The 16,663-nt window shown below is 59.8% G+C and carries 14 protein-coding genes and 1 pseudogene; 7 read left to right on the forward strand and 8 right to left on the reverse strand.

The window, feature by feature from the left end:
* A partial coding sequence (locus K0H48_RS25255; protein WP_219269646.1) for a DUF3757 domain-containing protein occupies positions 1-571 on the forward strand: 571 nt, incomplete at its 5' end.
* A gap of 308 nt (positions 572-879) precedes the next feature.
* Positions 880-1,087 (forward strand): annotated as a pseudogene (locus K0H48_RS25260) (hypothetical protein).
* Positions 1,088-1,141: 54 nt separating this feature from the next.
* Here the strand turns inward: K0H48_RS25260 and fdhA are convergent.
* The 7 genes from fdhA to glyA all read right to left on the reverse strand — a co-directional run bounded on the left by fdhA (position 1,142) and on the right by glyA (position 10,154).
* The gene (fdhA, locus tag K0H48_RS25265; RefSeq protein ID WP_219269649.1) at positions 1,142-2,341 is read right to left on the reverse strand and encodes a formaldehyde dehydrogenase, glutathione-independent; all 1,200 of its coding nucleotides are present in this window, start codon (positions 2,339-2,341) and stop codon (positions 1,142-1,144) included.
* Between the two features lie 195 nt (positions 2,342-2,536).
* The gene (purU, locus tag K0H48_RS25270) at positions 2,537-3,394 is read right to left on the reverse strand and encodes a formyltetrahydrofolate deformylase (RefSeq protein ID WP_219269652.1); all 858 of its coding nucleotides are present in this window, start codon (positions 3,392-3,394) and stop codon (positions 2,537-2,539) included.
* Positions 3,395-3,517: 123 nt separating this feature from the next.
* Positions 3,518-4,150 carry a sarcosine oxidase subunit gamma gene (locus K0H48_RS25275; RefSeq protein ID WP_219269654.1) on the reverse strand — a complete coding sequence of 211 codons (633 nt, stop codon included), beginning with the start codon at positions 4,148-4,150 and terminating at the stop codon, positions 3,518-3,520.
* A gap of 145 nt (positions 4,151-4,295) precedes the next feature.
* Positions 4,296-7,313: a sarcosine oxidase subunit alpha gene (locus K0H48_RS25280; protein ID WP_219269656.1), complete on the reverse strand. Its 3,018-nt coding sequence runs from the start codon at positions 7,311-7,313 to the stop codon at positions 4,296-4,298.
* The gene (locus K0H48_RS25285; protein WP_071484907.1) at positions 7,310-7,612 is read right to left on the reverse strand and encodes a sarcosine oxidase subunit delta; all 303 of its coding nucleotides are present in this window, start codon (positions 7,610-7,612) and stop codon (positions 7,310-7,312) included. Before K0H48_RS25285 ends, K0H48_RS25280 begins: the two co-directional genes overlap by 4 nt.
* A 15-nt stretch (positions 7,613-7,627) precedes the next feature.
* Entirely contained in the window at positions 7,628-8,878 is a 1,251-nt protein-coding gene (locus K0H48_RS25290) for a sarcosine oxidase subunit beta (RefSeq protein ID WP_010207084.1), read from the reverse strand.
* A 22-nt stretch (positions 8,879-8,900) separates the two neighbouring features.
* The gene (gene glyA / locus K0H48_RS25295) at positions 8,901-10,154 is read right to left on the reverse strand and encodes a serine hydroxymethyltransferase (RefSeq protein WP_219269659.1); all 1,254 of its coding nucleotides are present in this window, start codon (positions 10,152-10,154) and stop codon (positions 8,901-8,903) included.
* A 318-nt stretch (positions 10,155-10,472) separates the two neighbouring features.
* Here glyA and K0H48_RS25300 point away from each other — a divergent pair, with 318 nt between their 5' ends.
* Positions 10,473-12,671, forward strand: a complete 2,199-nt coding sequence (locus tag K0H48_RS25300; protein WP_219269662.1) for a hypothetical protein — start codon at positions 10,473-10,475, stop codon at positions 12,669-12,671.
* An 8-nt stretch (positions 12,672-12,679) separates the two neighbouring features.
* Complete coding sequence (locus K0H48_RS25305; protein ID WP_219269664.1) at positions 12,680-13,753, forward strand: NAD(P)/FAD-dependent oxidoreductase; 1,074 nt, start codon at positions 12,680-12,682, stop codon at positions 13,751-13,753.
* Here K0H48_RS25305 and K0H48_RS25310 read toward each other — a convergent pair.
* Positions 13,718-14,446 carry a TraX family protein gene (locus K0H48_RS25310; protein ID WP_219269667.1) on the reverse strand — a complete coding sequence of 243 codons (729 nt, stop codon included), beginning with the start codon at positions 14,444-14,446 and terminating at the stop codon, positions 13,718-13,720. The genes K0H48_RS25305 and K0H48_RS25310 overlap by 36 nt on opposite strands.
* Before the next feature lie 90 nt (positions 14,447-14,536).
* Between K0H48_RS25310 and K0H48_RS25315 the strand changes: the two genes are divergently transcribed.
* The 3 genes from K0H48_RS25315 (at position 14,537) to K0H48_RS25325 (ending at position 16,590) form a co-directional block, all read left to right on the forward strand.
* Positions 14,537-15,577: a low specificity L-threonine aldolase gene (locus tag K0H48_RS25315; RefSeq protein WP_219269670.1), complete on the forward strand. Its 1,041-nt coding sequence runs from the start codon at positions 14,537-14,539 to the stop codon at positions 15,575-15,577.
* Positions 15,578-15,761: 184 nt separating this feature from the next.
* Positions 15,762-15,962, forward strand: a complete 201-nt coding sequence (locus K0H48_RS25320; RefSeq protein WP_219337608.1) for a hypothetical protein — start codon at positions 15,762-15,764, stop codon at positions 15,960-15,962.
* Between the two features lie 94 nt (positions 15,963-16,056).
* Positions 16,057-16,590, forward strand: a complete 534-nt coding sequence (locus K0H48_RS25325) for a transposase (protein ID WP_219269673.1) — start codon at positions 16,057-16,059, stop codon at positions 16,588-16,590.
* The last annotated feature ends 73 nt before the right edge of the window (positions 16,591-16,663 follow it).

Below are 16,663 nucleotides of genomic sequence, written 5' to 3' on the forward strand. Positions count from 1 at the left end.
CATCGCAGCCAAGCCATCTCCCACATTTGATCTTCGTCGATTGGGCGACTTTGAAATAACAAACGCCGGAACCATAAGAAAATACGCTAAAAAACTGTTGTTTATAACAGTAGCCAACGCCGTGGATCAGCCGCAGCATGACGGTCCTGCGCCCCACAGGAAGCTAACCATGAAGCGTGCAATGCTTGCGGGTTTGTCTGCAATGACAGGGCTGGTAGCGAATGCCATCGCGGCGACTTCAACCTGCCCGTCGATCCAGAGCATCAATCAAACCGCCATGGCCGGTGGCGGTTTCAGCTATGAAACATCACAGGCTGACGGGCGCACTTGGAAAGGTGAAAACCCATTGGCGCCCGCCTCCTATCTGGCTGACTCGACGTTTCACGATGTCCGATACGATGCACAGAACACAGCCGTCATCTGCACCTACAAAGGGCCAATGGGTAACGACGCAAACCTTTCGGTCACGCTCAAACCCGTGTTGGGGTGGAATCTCACACCTCTCGGTGACTGGAGAGGTACCTATTGCGAAGCCCTGGACCCCATCAAGTGTTCATTCACCCATCTGTGACCACATTTGATCTGCATTGGCCGGGCGACTTGCTCCTGGCGATGGATGGCTCTTATAGTTCGGCGGTCGTCCATATGGCTATACGGGTTTGGCGACTCGGGTGAATGGTGCAAAAGCTTCTGCTTTTTTGCAGGTTCTTTTGCGTCCGCAATAGCTGCTTTCATGGTGGCTGTGCGCGGGAGACCTCCGGGTCTGCCGGTTCCATTCCCGGTTCGCCAACCTGCGTACAGCTGCCACCCATTCGTTTGGCGACGAATAAGTGTGTAGCCCACCTCTACTTGAATGGGTTTTAAAACATAAACCGATACATGCCGCTTACCGGCCACGACGCCACCACGCCCTCCCTGCTCATCGACACCCAAGTGCCGCTGGACGTGCTCCACGACGCCGCCGTCTACCGCATCCGCGCGATCACCCAAGTCATGGAAAACCTGGCGTTTCGCGAAGGTCTGCGCCATTCCATTGCGCGATGGCTGTGATCTGCTGGATGTGATCAGCCGACGCCTACAGGCCTAAACACCAGACGCAAAAAGGGCGACCCACAGGTCGCCCTTTTATTTGCCCTAAGCCTTACGCCGCGCTAAACATCTTATGCGGATCAATCACAAACTTCTTCGGCACACCCGCATCAAATTCGCCGTACCCACGCGGCGCGTCATCCAGGCTGATCACCTGCACACCGACGATTTCCGCAATGTTGATGCGATCCCACATGATCGCCTGCATCAGTGCGCGGTTGTACTTCATCACCGGCGTTTGCCCGGTGTGGAAGCTGTGGGATTTGGCCCAGCCCAGGCCAAAGCGAATGCTCAAGCTGCCCATTTTCGCGGCAGCATCAACAGCGCCTGGGTCTTCGGTGACGTACAGGCCAGGGATACCGATTTTGCCCGCCACACGCACCACGCCCATCAGCGAGTTGAGCACGGTGGCCGGGGCTTCGGCCTTGGCGCCTTCATGGCCGTGGCCACGGGCTTCGAAGCCTACGGCGTCTACCGCGCAGTCCACTTCCGGCTCGCCCAGCAAGGCGGCGATTTGTTCGTGCAGTGGGGTGTCTTTGGACAGGTCGGCAATTTCGAAACCCTGGGCCTTGGCGTGGGCCAGGCGGATTGGGTTGACGTCGCCGATGATCACCACCGCTGCGCCGAGCAGGCGGGCGGAGGCGGCAGCGGCCAGGCCGACCGGGCCGGCGCCTGCGATGTAGACGGTGCTGCCTGGGCCAACGCCGGCAGTGACGGCGCCGTGGTAGCCGGTCGGCAGGATGTCGGAGAGGCAGGTCAGGTCACGGATTTTCTCCATGGCCTTGTCGCGGTCCGGCAGTTTGAGCAGGTTGAAGTCGGCATACGGCACCAGCACGTATTCGGCCTGGCCGCCGGTCCAATCGCCCATGTCGACGTAGCCGTAAGCGCCACCGGCACGGGCCGGGTTGACGGTAAGGCACACGCCGGTGTGTTGTTCTTTGCACGAGCGGCAACGGCCGCACGCCACGTTGAATGGCACCGACACCAGGTCGCCGATTTTCAGGTTTTCGACGCCGCTGCCCATTTCGATCACTTCGCCGGTGATCTCGTGACCGAGCACCAGGCCGGTTTGGGCAGTAGTGCGGCCGCGCACCATGTGTTGGTCGGAACCACAGATGTTGGTGGAGACCACGCGCAGGATGACGCCGTGCTCAATCTTCCTGCCACGGGGGTCCTGCATTTTGGGATAGTCGATTTTCTGTACTTCGACCTTGCCGTTGCCGAGATACACGACACCACGATTACCAGACATGCTTTCACCTCGCTGTTGTTTTTATGGAACCGCGTCGCCCAGGCAGGCGGCGCGTTTAAGTGCTCGGGTTACAGATGCTGTTTTTGCGTTGTTTGTTAGGGCCCCTTCGCGAGCAAGCCCGCTCCCACATTTGACCGGGTTCCACATTTGAAATGCGGTCGAATGTGGGAGCGGGCTTGCTCGCGAAGGCGTCAGTCAAAGCACCACAGTCCTATTGGCATTGAGAAAAACCCGCCGCTCAATGTGATACCCAACCGCCCGGGCCAAGGTCAGCCCTTCAATATCACGCCCCTTGGCAATCAAATCCTCGGGATAGTGGCTGTGATCCACCACCTCCACGCCCTGGGCGATGATCGGGCCTTCATCCAGATCGTTGTTGATGTAATGCGCCGTAGCGCCCACCAGTTTCACGCCCTTGTTGTACGCCTGGTGATACGGCTTGGCGCCTTTAAAACCGGGCAACAGGGAGTGATGAATGTTGATGGCCTTGCCATCGAGCTTGCGGCACAGCTCCGGCGACAGCACCTGCATGTAGCGCGCAAGAATCACCAACTCGGCGCCGGTCTCTTCAATCACTTGCCACACCTGACGCTCCTGGGACGGCTTGTCGTTGGGGTCGAGGGGGAAATGGTAGTAGGGAATCTGGTGCCAGTCGGCCAAAGGTTTCAAATCCGGGTGATTGGACACCACCGCGACCACGTCCATCGACAGTTGGCCGATGCGCTGGCGATAGAGCAAATCGTTCAGGCAGTGATCGGCCTTGGAGACCATGATCACCACTTTTGGCCGGTAGTTCGGCGCCGTCAGCTCGAAGATCATGCCAAAGGCTTCACCGCGCGAGGCCAGGCCATCGCGGAACGCCTGCTCGTCGAAACCCCCGGGCTGGCGAAACTCAACGCGAATAAAAAACCGGCCCGAAAGGCGGTCATCGAACGAATGGTGCTCGGTGACGTAGCAGCCCTGCTCGAACAGGTAGCGGGTGACCGCGTCCACCGTGCCGAGCACGCTGGGGCAGTCGGCGGTCAAAATCCATGTATCGGGTGCGCGGCTCATTGTGCGTGACTCCTTGATCGTTCCCACGCTCTGCGTGGGAATGCCGCCATGGACGCTCTGCGTCCGCTCTTGGGGCGCGGAGCGTCCCGGGATGCATTCCCACGCAGAGCGTGGGAACGATCGTTATGCAACGACATTCAGGCCGAATTCAGCCGAGGCATCCTGCAACCACAACCACCAGTAATCCGAGAAGCTGCGACGAATCAGCAGCTCCCAGGTGTCTTCAGCCGTGTGACGGATCACCAGCTGCGACTTGGCGAACACCGTACCCACCGCCTTGCCCACCGGGAAGTTATTGGGGTGCACGTCGTAGCTGGTGGATTTCATCAGCACGTCGCGCACGTTCGGGCCGCTGAGTTCGAGGATCTGCTGGCCACCGCTGACGTTGACGATCTGGATATGCAGCTCGCCCAGGGCAGCGCGCAGGGTTTGCTCGGCAGCAAATTCTTCACCGCCTGGCACGATCAGCAACCACTCATCCGGGCCGAGCCATTGCAGGCTGGTTTCGCCTTTGATGATCACCTGCAAGGCGCCAGGCAGTTCGATGCCGAGGGCTTTGTGCACGCCGGCAGCGAACGCGGCGTCATGGCCATCGCCACGAATAGTCAGGTGGCCGAGGAGTTTCTTTTCCCGCACGGTCACGCCGGCGTTCTTGCGGCCCTTGCCGACCAGGCTGGCGAGGTCGGCATGGTGCAGCGACGACTCGGCCTTGGCGCCGGTGGTTGGGCGTTGTTGGTAAACATTGGCTGCTGTCATAAAGCACCTGTTCTGAATTCTGTGGTGACTGTTGATCGTTCCCACGCTCTGCGTGGGAATGCCGCCATGGACGCTCTGCGTCCGCTCTTGGGACGCGGAGCGCCCCGGGATGCATTCCCACGCGGAGCGTGGGAACGATCAGGTGTCAGATGTTCTGGCGATCGCCTTTCGGGTCGAAGAACACTGAAGACACAATCTCTGCCTCAATCACGCTGCCATCCGCCTGCGGTGAGAACACCCGCTCACCCAAACGCTTCAAGCCGCCCTTGACCACCGCCATCGCAAATGAATAACCCAGCGAGTTGTGCGCATAGCTTGAGGTCACGTGGCCGACCATCTTCATCGGGATCGACTGTTTAGGGTCGAACACCAACTGCGCGCCTTCCGGCAGCCATACATTCGGGTCAATCGGCTTCAAGCCCACCAACTGCTTACGCTCTTCACGCACGCAGTCTTCGCGGTTCATCCCGCGCCAGCCGATCCACGAGAACGGTTTGGTACGGCCTACGCACCAGCCCATGTTCAGGTCGTCCGGGGTCATCGAGCCGTCGGTGTCTTGCCCGACGATGATGAAGCCCTTCTCGGCCCGCAGCACGTGCATGGTCTCGGTGCCGTACGGGGTCAGGTTGTACTTCTTGCCGGCCGCAACGATTTGTTCGAGCACGCCCATGGCGTAGTCGGCCTGCACGTTGACTTCGTACGACAGCTCGCCTGTAAACGAGATACGGAACACCCGCGCCGGTACGCCGCCAACCAGGCCTTCCTTCCAGGTCATGAACGGGAAGCCGTCCTTGTCCAGGTCGATGTCGGTGACTTCCGCCAGCAGCTTGCGGCTGTTGGGGCCGGACAAGGTCATGGTTGCCCAGTGGTCAGTAACCGAGGTGAAGTACACCTTGAGGTCTGGCCACTCGGTCTGTTGGTAGATTTCCAGCCATTGGAGCACGCGGGCGGCGCCGCCGGTGGTGGTGGTCATCAGGAAGTGGTTGTCGGCGATGCAGGCTGTTACGCCGTCGTCGAAGACCATGCCATCTTCCTTGCACATCAGGCCGTAGCGGGCCTTGCCCACGTCGAGCTTGGTCCAGGCGTTGCTGTAGATGCGGTTGAGAAACTCGCGGGCATCCGGGCCTTGAATGTCGATTTTGCCGAGGGTGGACGCATCGAGCAGGCCAACGCTGTCGCGCACGGCCAGGCATTCGCGCTTCACGGCGGCGTGCAGGTCTTCACCGTTGCGTGGGAAGTACCAAGGGCGTTTCCATTGGCCGACATCTTCAAACTCGGCGCCGTTTTTAACGTGCCAGGCTTGCAGCGCGGTGTAGCGCACCGGCTCGAAAATGTGCCCACAGTGACGGCCCGCGACGGCGCCGAAAGTCACCGGCGTGTAGTTGGGGCGGAACATGGTGGTGCCCATCTGCGGGATGGTCACGTTCAGCGAGCGGGCCGCGATGGCCAGACCGTTGACGTTGCCGAGCTTGCCCTGGTCGGTGCCGAAGCCCAGCGCGGTGTAGCGCTTGACGTGCTCGACCGACTCGAACCCTTCGCGGGTCGCCAGCTCAATCGCAGCAGCGGTGACGTCGTTTTGCAGGTCGACAAATTGCTTCGGCGCGCGTGCGGTCGGCTTGTCATGGGGCACTTGGTAAATGCCCAGTGTCGGCTCTTCCAGACGGCTCAAGGCTTTTGGCAGCGTGCCTTCCACCGGCGCAAACCCAGCTTCGCTGGCTGCGCGCACGCCGCCTTCAAAACCATCGGCCAGGGAATCGCCGAGGCCGTAGACGCCATTGATGCCACCGACACACACGCGTTTTTGCGGCGCTTCGCCCGGTACAAACCCGAGGATGTCTTCACGCCAGGTCGGCTTGCCGCCCAAGTGCGAAGCCAGGTGAACAACCGGGCTGTAGCCGCCGGAGCTGGCCACCAGGTCGCAGTCCAGCCACTCGCCGGGGCTGGTGACTTTATGCGCCTTGACGTCAATCGCCGCCACACGCGCAGCGGTCACGTGCTTGCTGCCGCGGGCTTCGATCACGGCGCTGCCGGTGAGGATGCGAATGCCTTTGGCGCGGGCTTCTTCCACCAGGGCGCCACGTGGATTGTGGCGCACATCGGCGACAGCCACCACGGTAAGGCCCGCATCGAGCCAGTCCAGCGCGACACGGTAGGCGTGGTCGTTGTTGGTCGACAGCACCAGTTTTTTGCCCGGTGCCACGCCGTAGCGGCGTACGTAGGTGGAGACCGCACCGGCGAGCATGTTGCCCGGCACGTCGTTGTTGCCGTACACCAATGGGCGCTCGCACGCACCGGTCGCCAGCACCACACGTTTGGCACGCACACGGTGGATGCGCTGACGCACCTGGCCAATCGGCGCACGGTCACCGAGGTGGTCGGTGAGGCGTTCGTGGATGGTCAGGAAGTTGTGGTCGTGGTAACCGTTGACGGTTGCACGCGGCAGCAGCACCACGTCCGGCAGGGCTTTGAGTTCCGCGATCACGCTGGCAACCCATTCGGCCGCCGGCTTGCCGTCGAGGCTTTCGCGGGAATCGAGCAAGGAGCCGCCGAATTCTTCCTGTTCGTCAGCGATGATCACGCGGGCACCGCTGCGCGCAGCCGCCAATGCAGCGGCCAGGCCGGCAGGGCCTGCGCCCACAATCAGCACGTCGCAATGACGGTTGAAGTTGTCGTAGGTGTCCGGGTCGTTCTCGGTCGGCGAGCGGCCAAGGCCCGCAGCCTTACGAATGTACTTCTCGTACGTCATCCAGAACGATTGCGGGTACATGAAGGTTTTGTAGTAGAAACCCGGCGGCATCAGCTTGCCGCCGACCTTGCCGAGAATACCCATCACGTCATTGTTGACGCTCGGCCAGCCGTTGGTGCTGGTGGCGACCAAACCCTGGTACAGCGCCTGTTGCGTGGCGCGCACGTTGGGAATCTGGGTGGCTTCGGTGGCGCCGATCTGCAGCACCGCGTTCGGCTCTTCGGCGCCGGCGGCAAAGATGCCGCGTGGGCGCGAATACTTGAAGCTGCGGCCGATGATGTCGACGCCATTGGCCAGCAGTGCAGCGGCCAGGGTGTCGCCCTCAAAGCCTTTATAGCTCTGGCCGTTGAAGGTAAACGTCAGGGCTTTGTTACGGTCGATGCGACCACCGTTGGACAGGCGATTGATCTGGCTCATACCTTCTCTCCAGAAGCCTTGGCGGTGAATTGCGGCTTGGTGCCAATCTTGTAGGTTTCAAGAATTTCGTAGGTCAGGGTGTCGCGGGTGGCGTTGAAGTACTGACGGCAACCGGCGGCATGGATCCACAGTTCGTGATGCAGCCCGCGTGGGTTGTCACGGAAGAACATGTAGTCGCCCCACTCTTCATCGGTGCAGGCATTCGGGTCCAGCGGGCGCGGGATATGCGCTTGGCCGGACGCGTGGAATTCCTCTTCGGAGCGCAGTTCGCCACAGTGAGGACAGAAGATATGCAACATAGGGAATTTCTCCTGTTAGTGGGCGACGGCCGCAGCGCCATGCTCATCGATCAAGGCACCGTTGTGGAAACGGTCGATGGAAAAAGGGGCCGCCAATGGGTGCATTTCACCCTTGGCGAGGCTTGCGGCAAACACGTTGCCTGAGCCCGGTGTGGCCTTGAAGCCACCGGTGCCCCAACCGCAGTTGAAGAACATGTTCGGCACCGGGGTTTTGGAGATGATCGGGCAGGCGTCCGGGGTGGTGTCGACAATGCCGCCCCACTGGCGGTTCATGCGCACCCGCGACAGCACCGGGAACATTTCGACGATGGCCTGGATAGTGTGTTCGATCACTGGGTACGAGCCGCGCTGGCCGTAGCCGTTGTAGCCGTCGATACCGGCGCCGATCACCAGGTCGCCCTTGTCGGACTGGCTGATGTAGCCGTGTACGGCGTTGGACATGATCACGCTGTCGATAATCGGCTTGATCGGCTCCGACACCAGTGCTTGCAACGGGTGGGATTCGATCGGCAGGCGGAAGCCAGCCAGCGAGGCCATATGCCCGGAGTTACCCGCAGTGACCACACCGACGCGCTTGGCGCCGATAAAGCCCTTGTTGGTTTCGACGCCGATGCACACGCCGTTTTCCTTGCGAAAGCCGATCACTTCGGTCTGCTGGATCAGGTCCACGCCGAGTGCGTCAGCCGCACGGGCGAAGCCCCAGGCCACGGCATCGTGACGGGCCACGCCGCCGCGCCGTTGTACGGTGGCGCCGAGTACCGGGTAGCGGGTGTTTTTTGAGCAGTCCAGGTACGGAATCTCGTCGGCCACTTGCTTGGCATTGAGCAGCTCGCCGTCCACGCCGTTGAGGCGGTTGGCGCTCACGCGGCGTTCGGAGTCACGGATGTCTTGCAGGGTGTGGCACAGGTTGTAGACGCCACGCTGGGAGAACATCACGTTGTAGTTCAGGTCCTGGGACAGGCCTTCCCACAGTTTCATCGCGTGTTCGTACAGGTGCGCCGACTCATCCCACAAGTAGTTGGAGCGCACGATGGTGGTGTTGCGCGCGGTGTTACCGCCGCCCAGCCAGCCTTTTTCGACCACGGCCACGTTGGTGATGCCGTGCTCTTTGGCCAGGTAGTAGGCCGTTGCCAGACCATGCCCGCCGCCGCCGACGATCACCACGTCGTAGACCTTTTTCGGTGTGGGCGTGCGCCACATCTTCTGCCAGTTTTCGTGGTGGCTGAGTGAGTGCTTGAAGAGGCCGAAGCCCGAGTAGCGTTGCATAGTCATTACTCCAAAACCGCGCTCAGCGATAAACCGGGAAATCAGCGCACAGGGCAGACACGTGCTTGGCCACGTTGGCCTCGACATCGGCATCGCCGAGGTTGTCGAGGATGTCGCAGATCCAGCCGGCCAGTTCGATGCATTGCGGCACCTTGAAACCACGCGTGGTCACCGCCGGGGTGCCGATACGCAGGCCCGAGGTCACGAACGGCGACTGCGGGTCATTCGGCACGGCGTTCTTGTTGACGGTGATGTGGGCGCGGCCGAGGGCGGCGTCCGCGTCTTTGCCGGTGAGGCCCTGGCGGATCAGGCTGACCAGGAACAGATGGTTATCGGTGCCGCCGGACACCACGTCGTAGCCGCGCTTGATAAACACGTCGGCCATGGCCTGGGCGTTGTCGATCACTTGTTGCTGATAAACCTTGAAGCCAGGCTCCGCCGCTTCCTTGAAGCACACGGCCTTGCCGGCGATGACGTGCATCAGCGGGCCGCCCTGGGCGCCGGGGAACACGGCAGCGTTTAGTTTCTTTTCAATCGCTTCGTTGGCCTTGGCCAGGATCAGGCCACCACGTGGACCGCGCAGGGTTTTGTGGGTGGTGGTGGTGACCACGTCCGCGTACGGCAGCGGGTTCGGGTACAAGCCAGCGGCAACCAGGCCGGCGACGTGGGCCATGTCAACGAACAGCAGCGCGCCAACCTTGTCGGCGATCTGACGGAAGCGTGGGAAATCCAGGGTCTTGGAGTAGGCAGAGAAACCCGCCACGATCATTTTCGGCTGGCACTCGACGGCCAAGCGCTCAACTTCGTCGTAATCAATCAGGCCGGTGTCGGTGTTGATGCCGTACTGCACGGCGTTGTACAGCTTGCCCGAAGACGACACTTTGGCGCCGTGGGTCAGGTGGCCGCCATGGGCCAGGCTCATACCCAGGATAGTGTCGCCGGCATTGATCAGCGCCAGGTACACCGCGCTGTTGGCGGACGAACCGGAGTGTGGCTGCACGTTGGCGTAATCAGCGCCGAACAGCTGCTTGGCGCGCTCGATGGCGAGGGCTTCAACCTTGTCCACATGCTCGCAGCCACCGTAGTAGCGCTTGCCTGGGTAGCCTTCGGCGTATTTGTTGGTCAGGCCGCTGCCCTGGGCTTGCATCACGCGTTTGCTGGTGTAGTTCTCTGACGCGATCAGCTCGATATGATCTTCCTGACGCTGCTCCTCGGCATTCATCGCCGCCAGCAGTGCGTCGTCATATCCCTGGATCTGGTCTTGTTTGCTGAACATCGCGTCTCTCCCAGCCTTTCGTATTGTTAAGGCCCATGCAGGGCCCTTTGATGCGATGGTAGGGCTGGCGCACAGAGGTCAAATGCCTACGCACGCCACGCAAAGGTGCGTTTACGACATGGCTTCGCGGGTGGGCGATAAAACACTGAAATGGCTTGGGCCGCCTGAAGATTTAGAAACACAAACCTGACACTTTGAGCCGCACAAGCCTGAAAACTTGGCTACGCTTGCCAATCAAACAGCGCCAGCTCATGCATTCGACGCATTCACTGTTCAATCCAGAAGATTGAACGCCCTACACCGTCGAGGAACGCTGGCATGGCGCTAATTAACCAAGTGATGGCTATCTGCAAACGCCTGGCCCCCTATGGCTGGCACACTCTGTTGCTTCACCACGGTCTCGACATCCTGGCGACCAACCTTGAAGCCGAACTGGGTAAAACACTGAAGCCTGACCGCACACTGGCGGGCTTTGAAGACTTTGCCCTGGTTGCAACACGTGGCATTGAACCTGGCCAACCCGCACACAGCCTGCTGTACCACGCACTGGCCCACCCCCAGGTGACGCACGATGCCAAGGGTAACCCGCTCCAGGCCTTCCCCTCCCTGGCAGAACTTGAAACCGTCCTTGACTATGTTTATGCCAGACAAGCGCCCAGCCTTGCGCAGCTGAACGCGCGTGCCAATGGACGGCCCATGGCAGTCGTCGTGTTTGCGCTGGAGTACCGCGCAGCACCGGACACGGTGCACAAGGTTCAGGCCGATTTGTGTTTTTCGCGGACCGGCATAGCAAGGGTTGGCACTGCCGCGGCGCTGTACGACGCTTCAAGCAGGGGTTTCCTGCCGTTTGTAGAAGGTCAAAATCACGCTATCCGGGTTCTGCCGGCGCGCTACAGCGCCTACGTCGCGGTGCAGCTTAAGGGCGACCGCGCCCGTTTTGGCCCTATGCGTTTTGATTCAGACGATGCAGACATGGATTTTTGGGTGCCTGTTCATAAACTGTTCAACGGCAACGAGTGCATTGCGGGCCTCACCGTTGATGTACGCCTTCAAGCGCTGCACAAAAACGAGAAATTACGCCGCATACATATGGAGTTGGGGCCAGATGCCGGCTGGGATGAACCCCATATCAGCCAACCGCCCTTCGTCATCACCGATGGCCTGGCAGACTGGCTTCCCGAGCACACGTATGGCACCGGCTTAATGGCCGCTACGCTCCGTGCACGACTGGTTGAACCGGCTCAGTATCAAGGCAAACCCTTGACGTTCAATGTGCCCCACGACCCCGACATTTTCATCTCCAGCTTGCGAATTGACGAAGGCGCTTCGGAATACGTGCATATTCGCCATAAAGTCGATGCAGCGGGCAATATCACCAATCTCAATCGCCGATCAGACCTGTTTGCCGAATTGCAGAAGGGTAACTTCAGGGCTCAGCACTACCTGGACTTTACCGCCGACGGACGCATTCAAGCCCAGTGCGCGGCGTTGGACACCGCCATCCCACAACGCGTGCCGGCGTATTCACTGATCTGCGCGCCGGACTTCTATCCTCTGTGCAAGCAGCGACACCTGGTCGAATGGCTCGAAAGCCTGGCCCCCGATGTTCGATACACGGTCTTTCGCGTAGAGCCGGAATGTTTGTCCGATTCGCGATACCCCGCCAATATCCAGTCTTTTCCGGAGTCTTTTTCCAGCAAGGACTACGGCATCACTGCGATTGTGGCCCAGCTCGACTCCTCGCCCAACCGGGCTACGCCGCTGACGCCAACCGTTACGCCTGCACGGTGTGCGTGGTGCCTTCCCGATGCCGGCGCCGGGGTATTCGCGCCAGGCTGGGATATTGGCCTGGTGACGACTGACCCCGCATTGGGCAGCGTGGTGCACCTGGCAGCCTACAGGCTGGGCAGCCCATTCCCCGAGGATGCCAAGCTCTGCGCAGCGTTGAGCTCATTCTGGCCTGCAGTTGCACCCGATTCAGCGCAAGCCTATCCACCAAATGCCGGGGCTGGACCGACCATAAAACCCATGATGGATCAGGAGATCGGCAAAAGTGGCGGTTTCCCGTGGGATGGCGTACCCGCTCCAAAAAAATACGTCGCCAATAACGCACCCCACAGAGCGTACGAAACTTACTTCTATACCGACTACACAGAGAACGCGCTGAACGGGAAGTTCTCATTGGCACTCACAGGCAAAGTCGACTCACAGGAATATCAGCGGCGAATCGATGCTTTCCGGCGAGTCAAACTGTCATTGGGCGCCACATCCGGAAATTGGTTTATCGACACATTCAGCCTGGCAACGCCCGGCGACTCCAACGTCGTTACGCTGAACACAAACCTGCAAGTTGGCCCCAAGGACATAGGCTACCGAATCGAAGTGTTTCGCTACACGCCGGTTGAATCACCCGCATTTGACCAAGCGCGTATCAGGCTGACGGAAACCTTTATTTATTTCGTATGGCCGCACGTTATGTTGCGCCAACAGGGTGTAAGCCCCTGGCAGCGCGTTTAGGCTTGGCCATGCCCGACAGCGCAGGCCGCTATGACGTGATCATAATCGGTGCCGGCCCGGCAGGTTGCTCGGCCGCCATTTCCTGCGCCCAACAAGGCTTTAAAGTGGCACTGATTGAGCGCCTGTCTTTTCCGCGCCACCGCCCGGGCGAGACCCTGCACCCCGGCATAGAGCCTGTGCTTGAGCAACTGGGCGTGGCTGAAAAAATCCGTGGCGATGCCTTCGTCCGGCCTGCGGGTACTTGGGTAAAGTGGGACAAGGAACGACACTTTGTGCCCTTCGGGCAAGACCAACGCGGGCCTTGGCGGGGGTTTCAGATACCCCGAGCAACGCTGGACGGGTTGCTGTTGGATCAAGCCGTCGCGTCAGGTGTCCACGTCCTGCAACCCTGCCAGGCAAAGAGCGTGTTGCAGATAAACGATCGAGTGGTAGGCCTCCAGACTCAGGCCGGGCAACTGTTTTGCAGGCACCTTATTGATGCCAGTGGCGCTCACGGCTGGCTGGCACGCCAATTAAGGCTGACCTCGCATCGCTGCTCGCCCCCGCTGACAGCTGTGTATGGCTATAAGCGAGGAACCGTCCAGGAGAGTGCTCTCGGCATCTTCGCAGACCCATCGGGCTGGTATTGGACGGCTCACATCGGCCAGCAGCTTTATCACTGGACACGACTGCGCTTTGTGCACGATAAATCGCCGACGATAGCGGCTGTTCCGGCCTGCTTTGAACAATTACCCTGTGAAGGAACGATCCGGGGTGCCGATGTCACTTGGTCAATCTGTGACCAGTCGGCGGGTAACGGCTATTTCATCATCGGAGACGCAGCCAGCCGGTTGGACCCGGGCGCCTCTCATGGCGTACTCAAGGCGCTGATGTCCGGCATGATGGCTGCGCAATGTATTGTCGATGAAAGCGCCAACCCAATGCACAGGCAGGCTATTTCACTTCAATATTGCCAATGGCTGCGGGATTGGTTCGAGCGCGACGTACAAAAAATGCGCGACTTCTACGCGGCTCATCCGTTTCCACCTTGTTGGCTTGGGTCGACGTCAGCCAATGGCCTTTCGAACCACCCACAAGAGTAAAAAATGTAATGGATACAGCGCGTACGCCCAGCGGCGCATGGCTGGTGGCGAGACGTTTTTGCCGTATCGCAACAAGACCAGACCCGCCAATGGCGCAATCAGGCAAGCGGCAAATCCCATAAGCGCCACAGGCGTGCCGCTATTGAGCAGAATCTGCCATTGGTTGGCGGCCACGCAGACCAAACCCGGCAACAGGCTGAAATACCATGGCCGGGTAAATGCCAGCAGCATCGCCAACGGCAGCAATACACCGAAAAATCCGAACATCAGCTGACTGGAAAATATCGCGCCTACCACCAGGGCAATCAGCGCCAATCCTCGATCAAAAAGCGCCTTCTGCTGCCATCCTCGGGCAACCAGCAACCCCAGCGCCAACGTCGGCAAGACGTTCAAGGTATCGGCATCCTCGATAAACATCCGGTACGGCACTTCACTGATCACACTGAACAGCAACAGCCAGCCCAGGTAGCGCCACTGGCCGGTCACGGGAGCATTTGCAGCGCGGTGCAAATTGGCTGCAATCGCCAGGCAAAACCAGGGAAACGCCATGCGCCCCGGCACGTACAGGCCGTCCAGGCTCAAACCGACATAGCGCAAATGGTCGAGTACCATGCTCAGCAGCGCCAGCCACTTGAGCAAATCCAGTGCGCCATCGCGGACGCGTCCGACAGCCAATGTGTGTGTACCGTGCATAATTCCCCAGTGACTTTGCATTTACAGTGCGTGCGCACCCGCGACAATCTTGGTTACAGTGCGCACCAACATCGACCACAGGAATGGGCCATGACTGACAAGAGCCAACAATTCGCCAGCGACAACTATTCCGGCATCTGCCCGGAAGCCTGGGCCGCCATGGAACAAGCCAACCAGGGCCATCAACGCGCCTACGGCGATGATGAGTGGACCCACCGTGCCGCTGACGGTTTCCGCAATTTGTTCGAAACCGACTGCGAAGTGTTCTTCGCCTTCAACGGCACCGCGGCCAACTCCCTGGCGCTGTCTTCGCTGTGCCAGAGCTACCATAGCGTGATTTGCTCGGAAACCGCCCACGTCGAAACCGACGAATGCGGCGCGCCGGAGTTTTTCTCCAACGGCTCCAAGCTGCTCACCGCCCGCACCGAAAACGGCAAGCTGACCCCGGAATCGATCCGCGAGATCGCCCTGAAGCGCCAGGATATCCACTACCCGAAACCGCGTGTAGTTACGCTTACCCAAGCCACCGAAGTGGGCAGCGTGTACACCCCGGAAGAAATTCGCGCCATCAGCGTCACCTGCAAAGAGCTGGGCCTGAACCTGCACATGGATGGCGCGCGCTTTTCCAACGCCTGCGCGTTCCTCGGCTGCTCCCCGGCCGACCTGACCTGGAAAGCCGGTGTGGACGTGCTGTGTTTCGGCGGCACCAAAAACGGCATGGCCGTGGGCGAAGCCATCCTGTTCTTCAACCACAAACTGGCTGAAGACTTCGACTACCGCTGCAAGCAGGCCGGCCAACTGGCTTCGAAAATGCGCTTCCTCTCGGCACCGTGGGTGGGCCTGCTGGAAAACGACGCTTGGCTCAAACATGCCCGCCACGCCAACCACTGCGCTCAGTTGCTCAGCAGCCTGGTGTCGGACATTCCCGGCGTGGAGCTGATGTTCCCGGTACAGGCCAACGGCGTGTTCCTGCAACTCTCGGAACCAGCCATCGCGGCGCTGACGGCCAAGGGCTGGCGCTTCTACACCTTCATTGGCAAAGGTGGCGCACGGTTCATGTGTGCGTGGGATACAGAGGAAGATCGTGTAAGAGAATTAGCTGCGGATATCAGGGAAGTGATGAACGCTTAAGTCTTACGAATACTGGCGCATTGCCGAGACTGTTATTTGGTGTTTCTGACAGCATCACAGCCCATTTTCATCGACTAGCCTCTTGGAACCCGAAAGGAAAACGCCGCTGCAGCGGCCACCTTTCGGGAACAACTGCCTGCCGAATAATCGGCCGGAAACGGAAATCCAGCAGAGAGCTAAACCTATGGAATATCAATGCGACGGCAATAACCTCAGAATCGACGGCACTACCAGCACCACCGTCATCGACTGGGATGAATTCCGGAAGATCGCCAACGTCGGCGATACCATCCGCGAACCATCAAGGACACTGAGGATCTACGACAAGTCCTATGAATTGACAGCATCAGGCCAGCACTTTGTCGTGCATGTCTACGCTCAGTAACCGTTAACAACGGTTGATCGTTCCCACGCTCTGCGTGGGAATGCCTCCCCGGACGCTCCGCGTCCAACCCGTACCCAGATTCAAGGACGAATCCATGGGCAGAAGCCGCTACGTCATCACCGAACCCGAAAAGCCGCACTTCCTCACCTGTACCGTCATGGAGTGGCTACCGCTGTTTACCCGTGACTACATCGTTGGTCATCTTTTGGACTGCTGGCGATATCAACAAAACCACCATGCCTTGAACCTCTTCGGTTACGTCGTCCTCGAAAACCACTTGCACTTCCTCGCTCAGGCCCCCGACCTTGGCAAGTGCGTGAGCCAATTCAAATCCTTTACCGCCCGTACCATCATTGATGATTTGCAGCGCCGAGGCGCAGAGCGCTTATTACAACGCCTGCGGTTCAGCAAACGGGCGCATAAGGCAGACCGGGTTTATCAGCTTTGGCAGGAAGGCTCACACGCTGAGTTGGTGTACAGCCAGCGGGTGATGCACCAAAAGCTTGATTACATTCATCACAACCCGGTGAAACGAGGATATGTGGACTTAGCCGAACACTGGCGATATTCCAGTGCGCGCAATTACGCAGGGCAAGAAGGACTCATCGAAATTCAACAGTGGCACTAGTGCTCGTTCCCACGCTCTGCGTGGGAACGCCTCCTGAGGCGCTCCGCGTCCCGCCCTGTGGGCATGGCTTGAA

Origin of the sequence: Pseudomonas sp. Xaverov 259 (assembly GCF_019352915.1) — a bacterium.
GTDB lineage: Bacteria > Pseudomonadota > Gammaproteobacteria > Pseudomonadales > Pseudomonadaceae > Aquipseudomonas.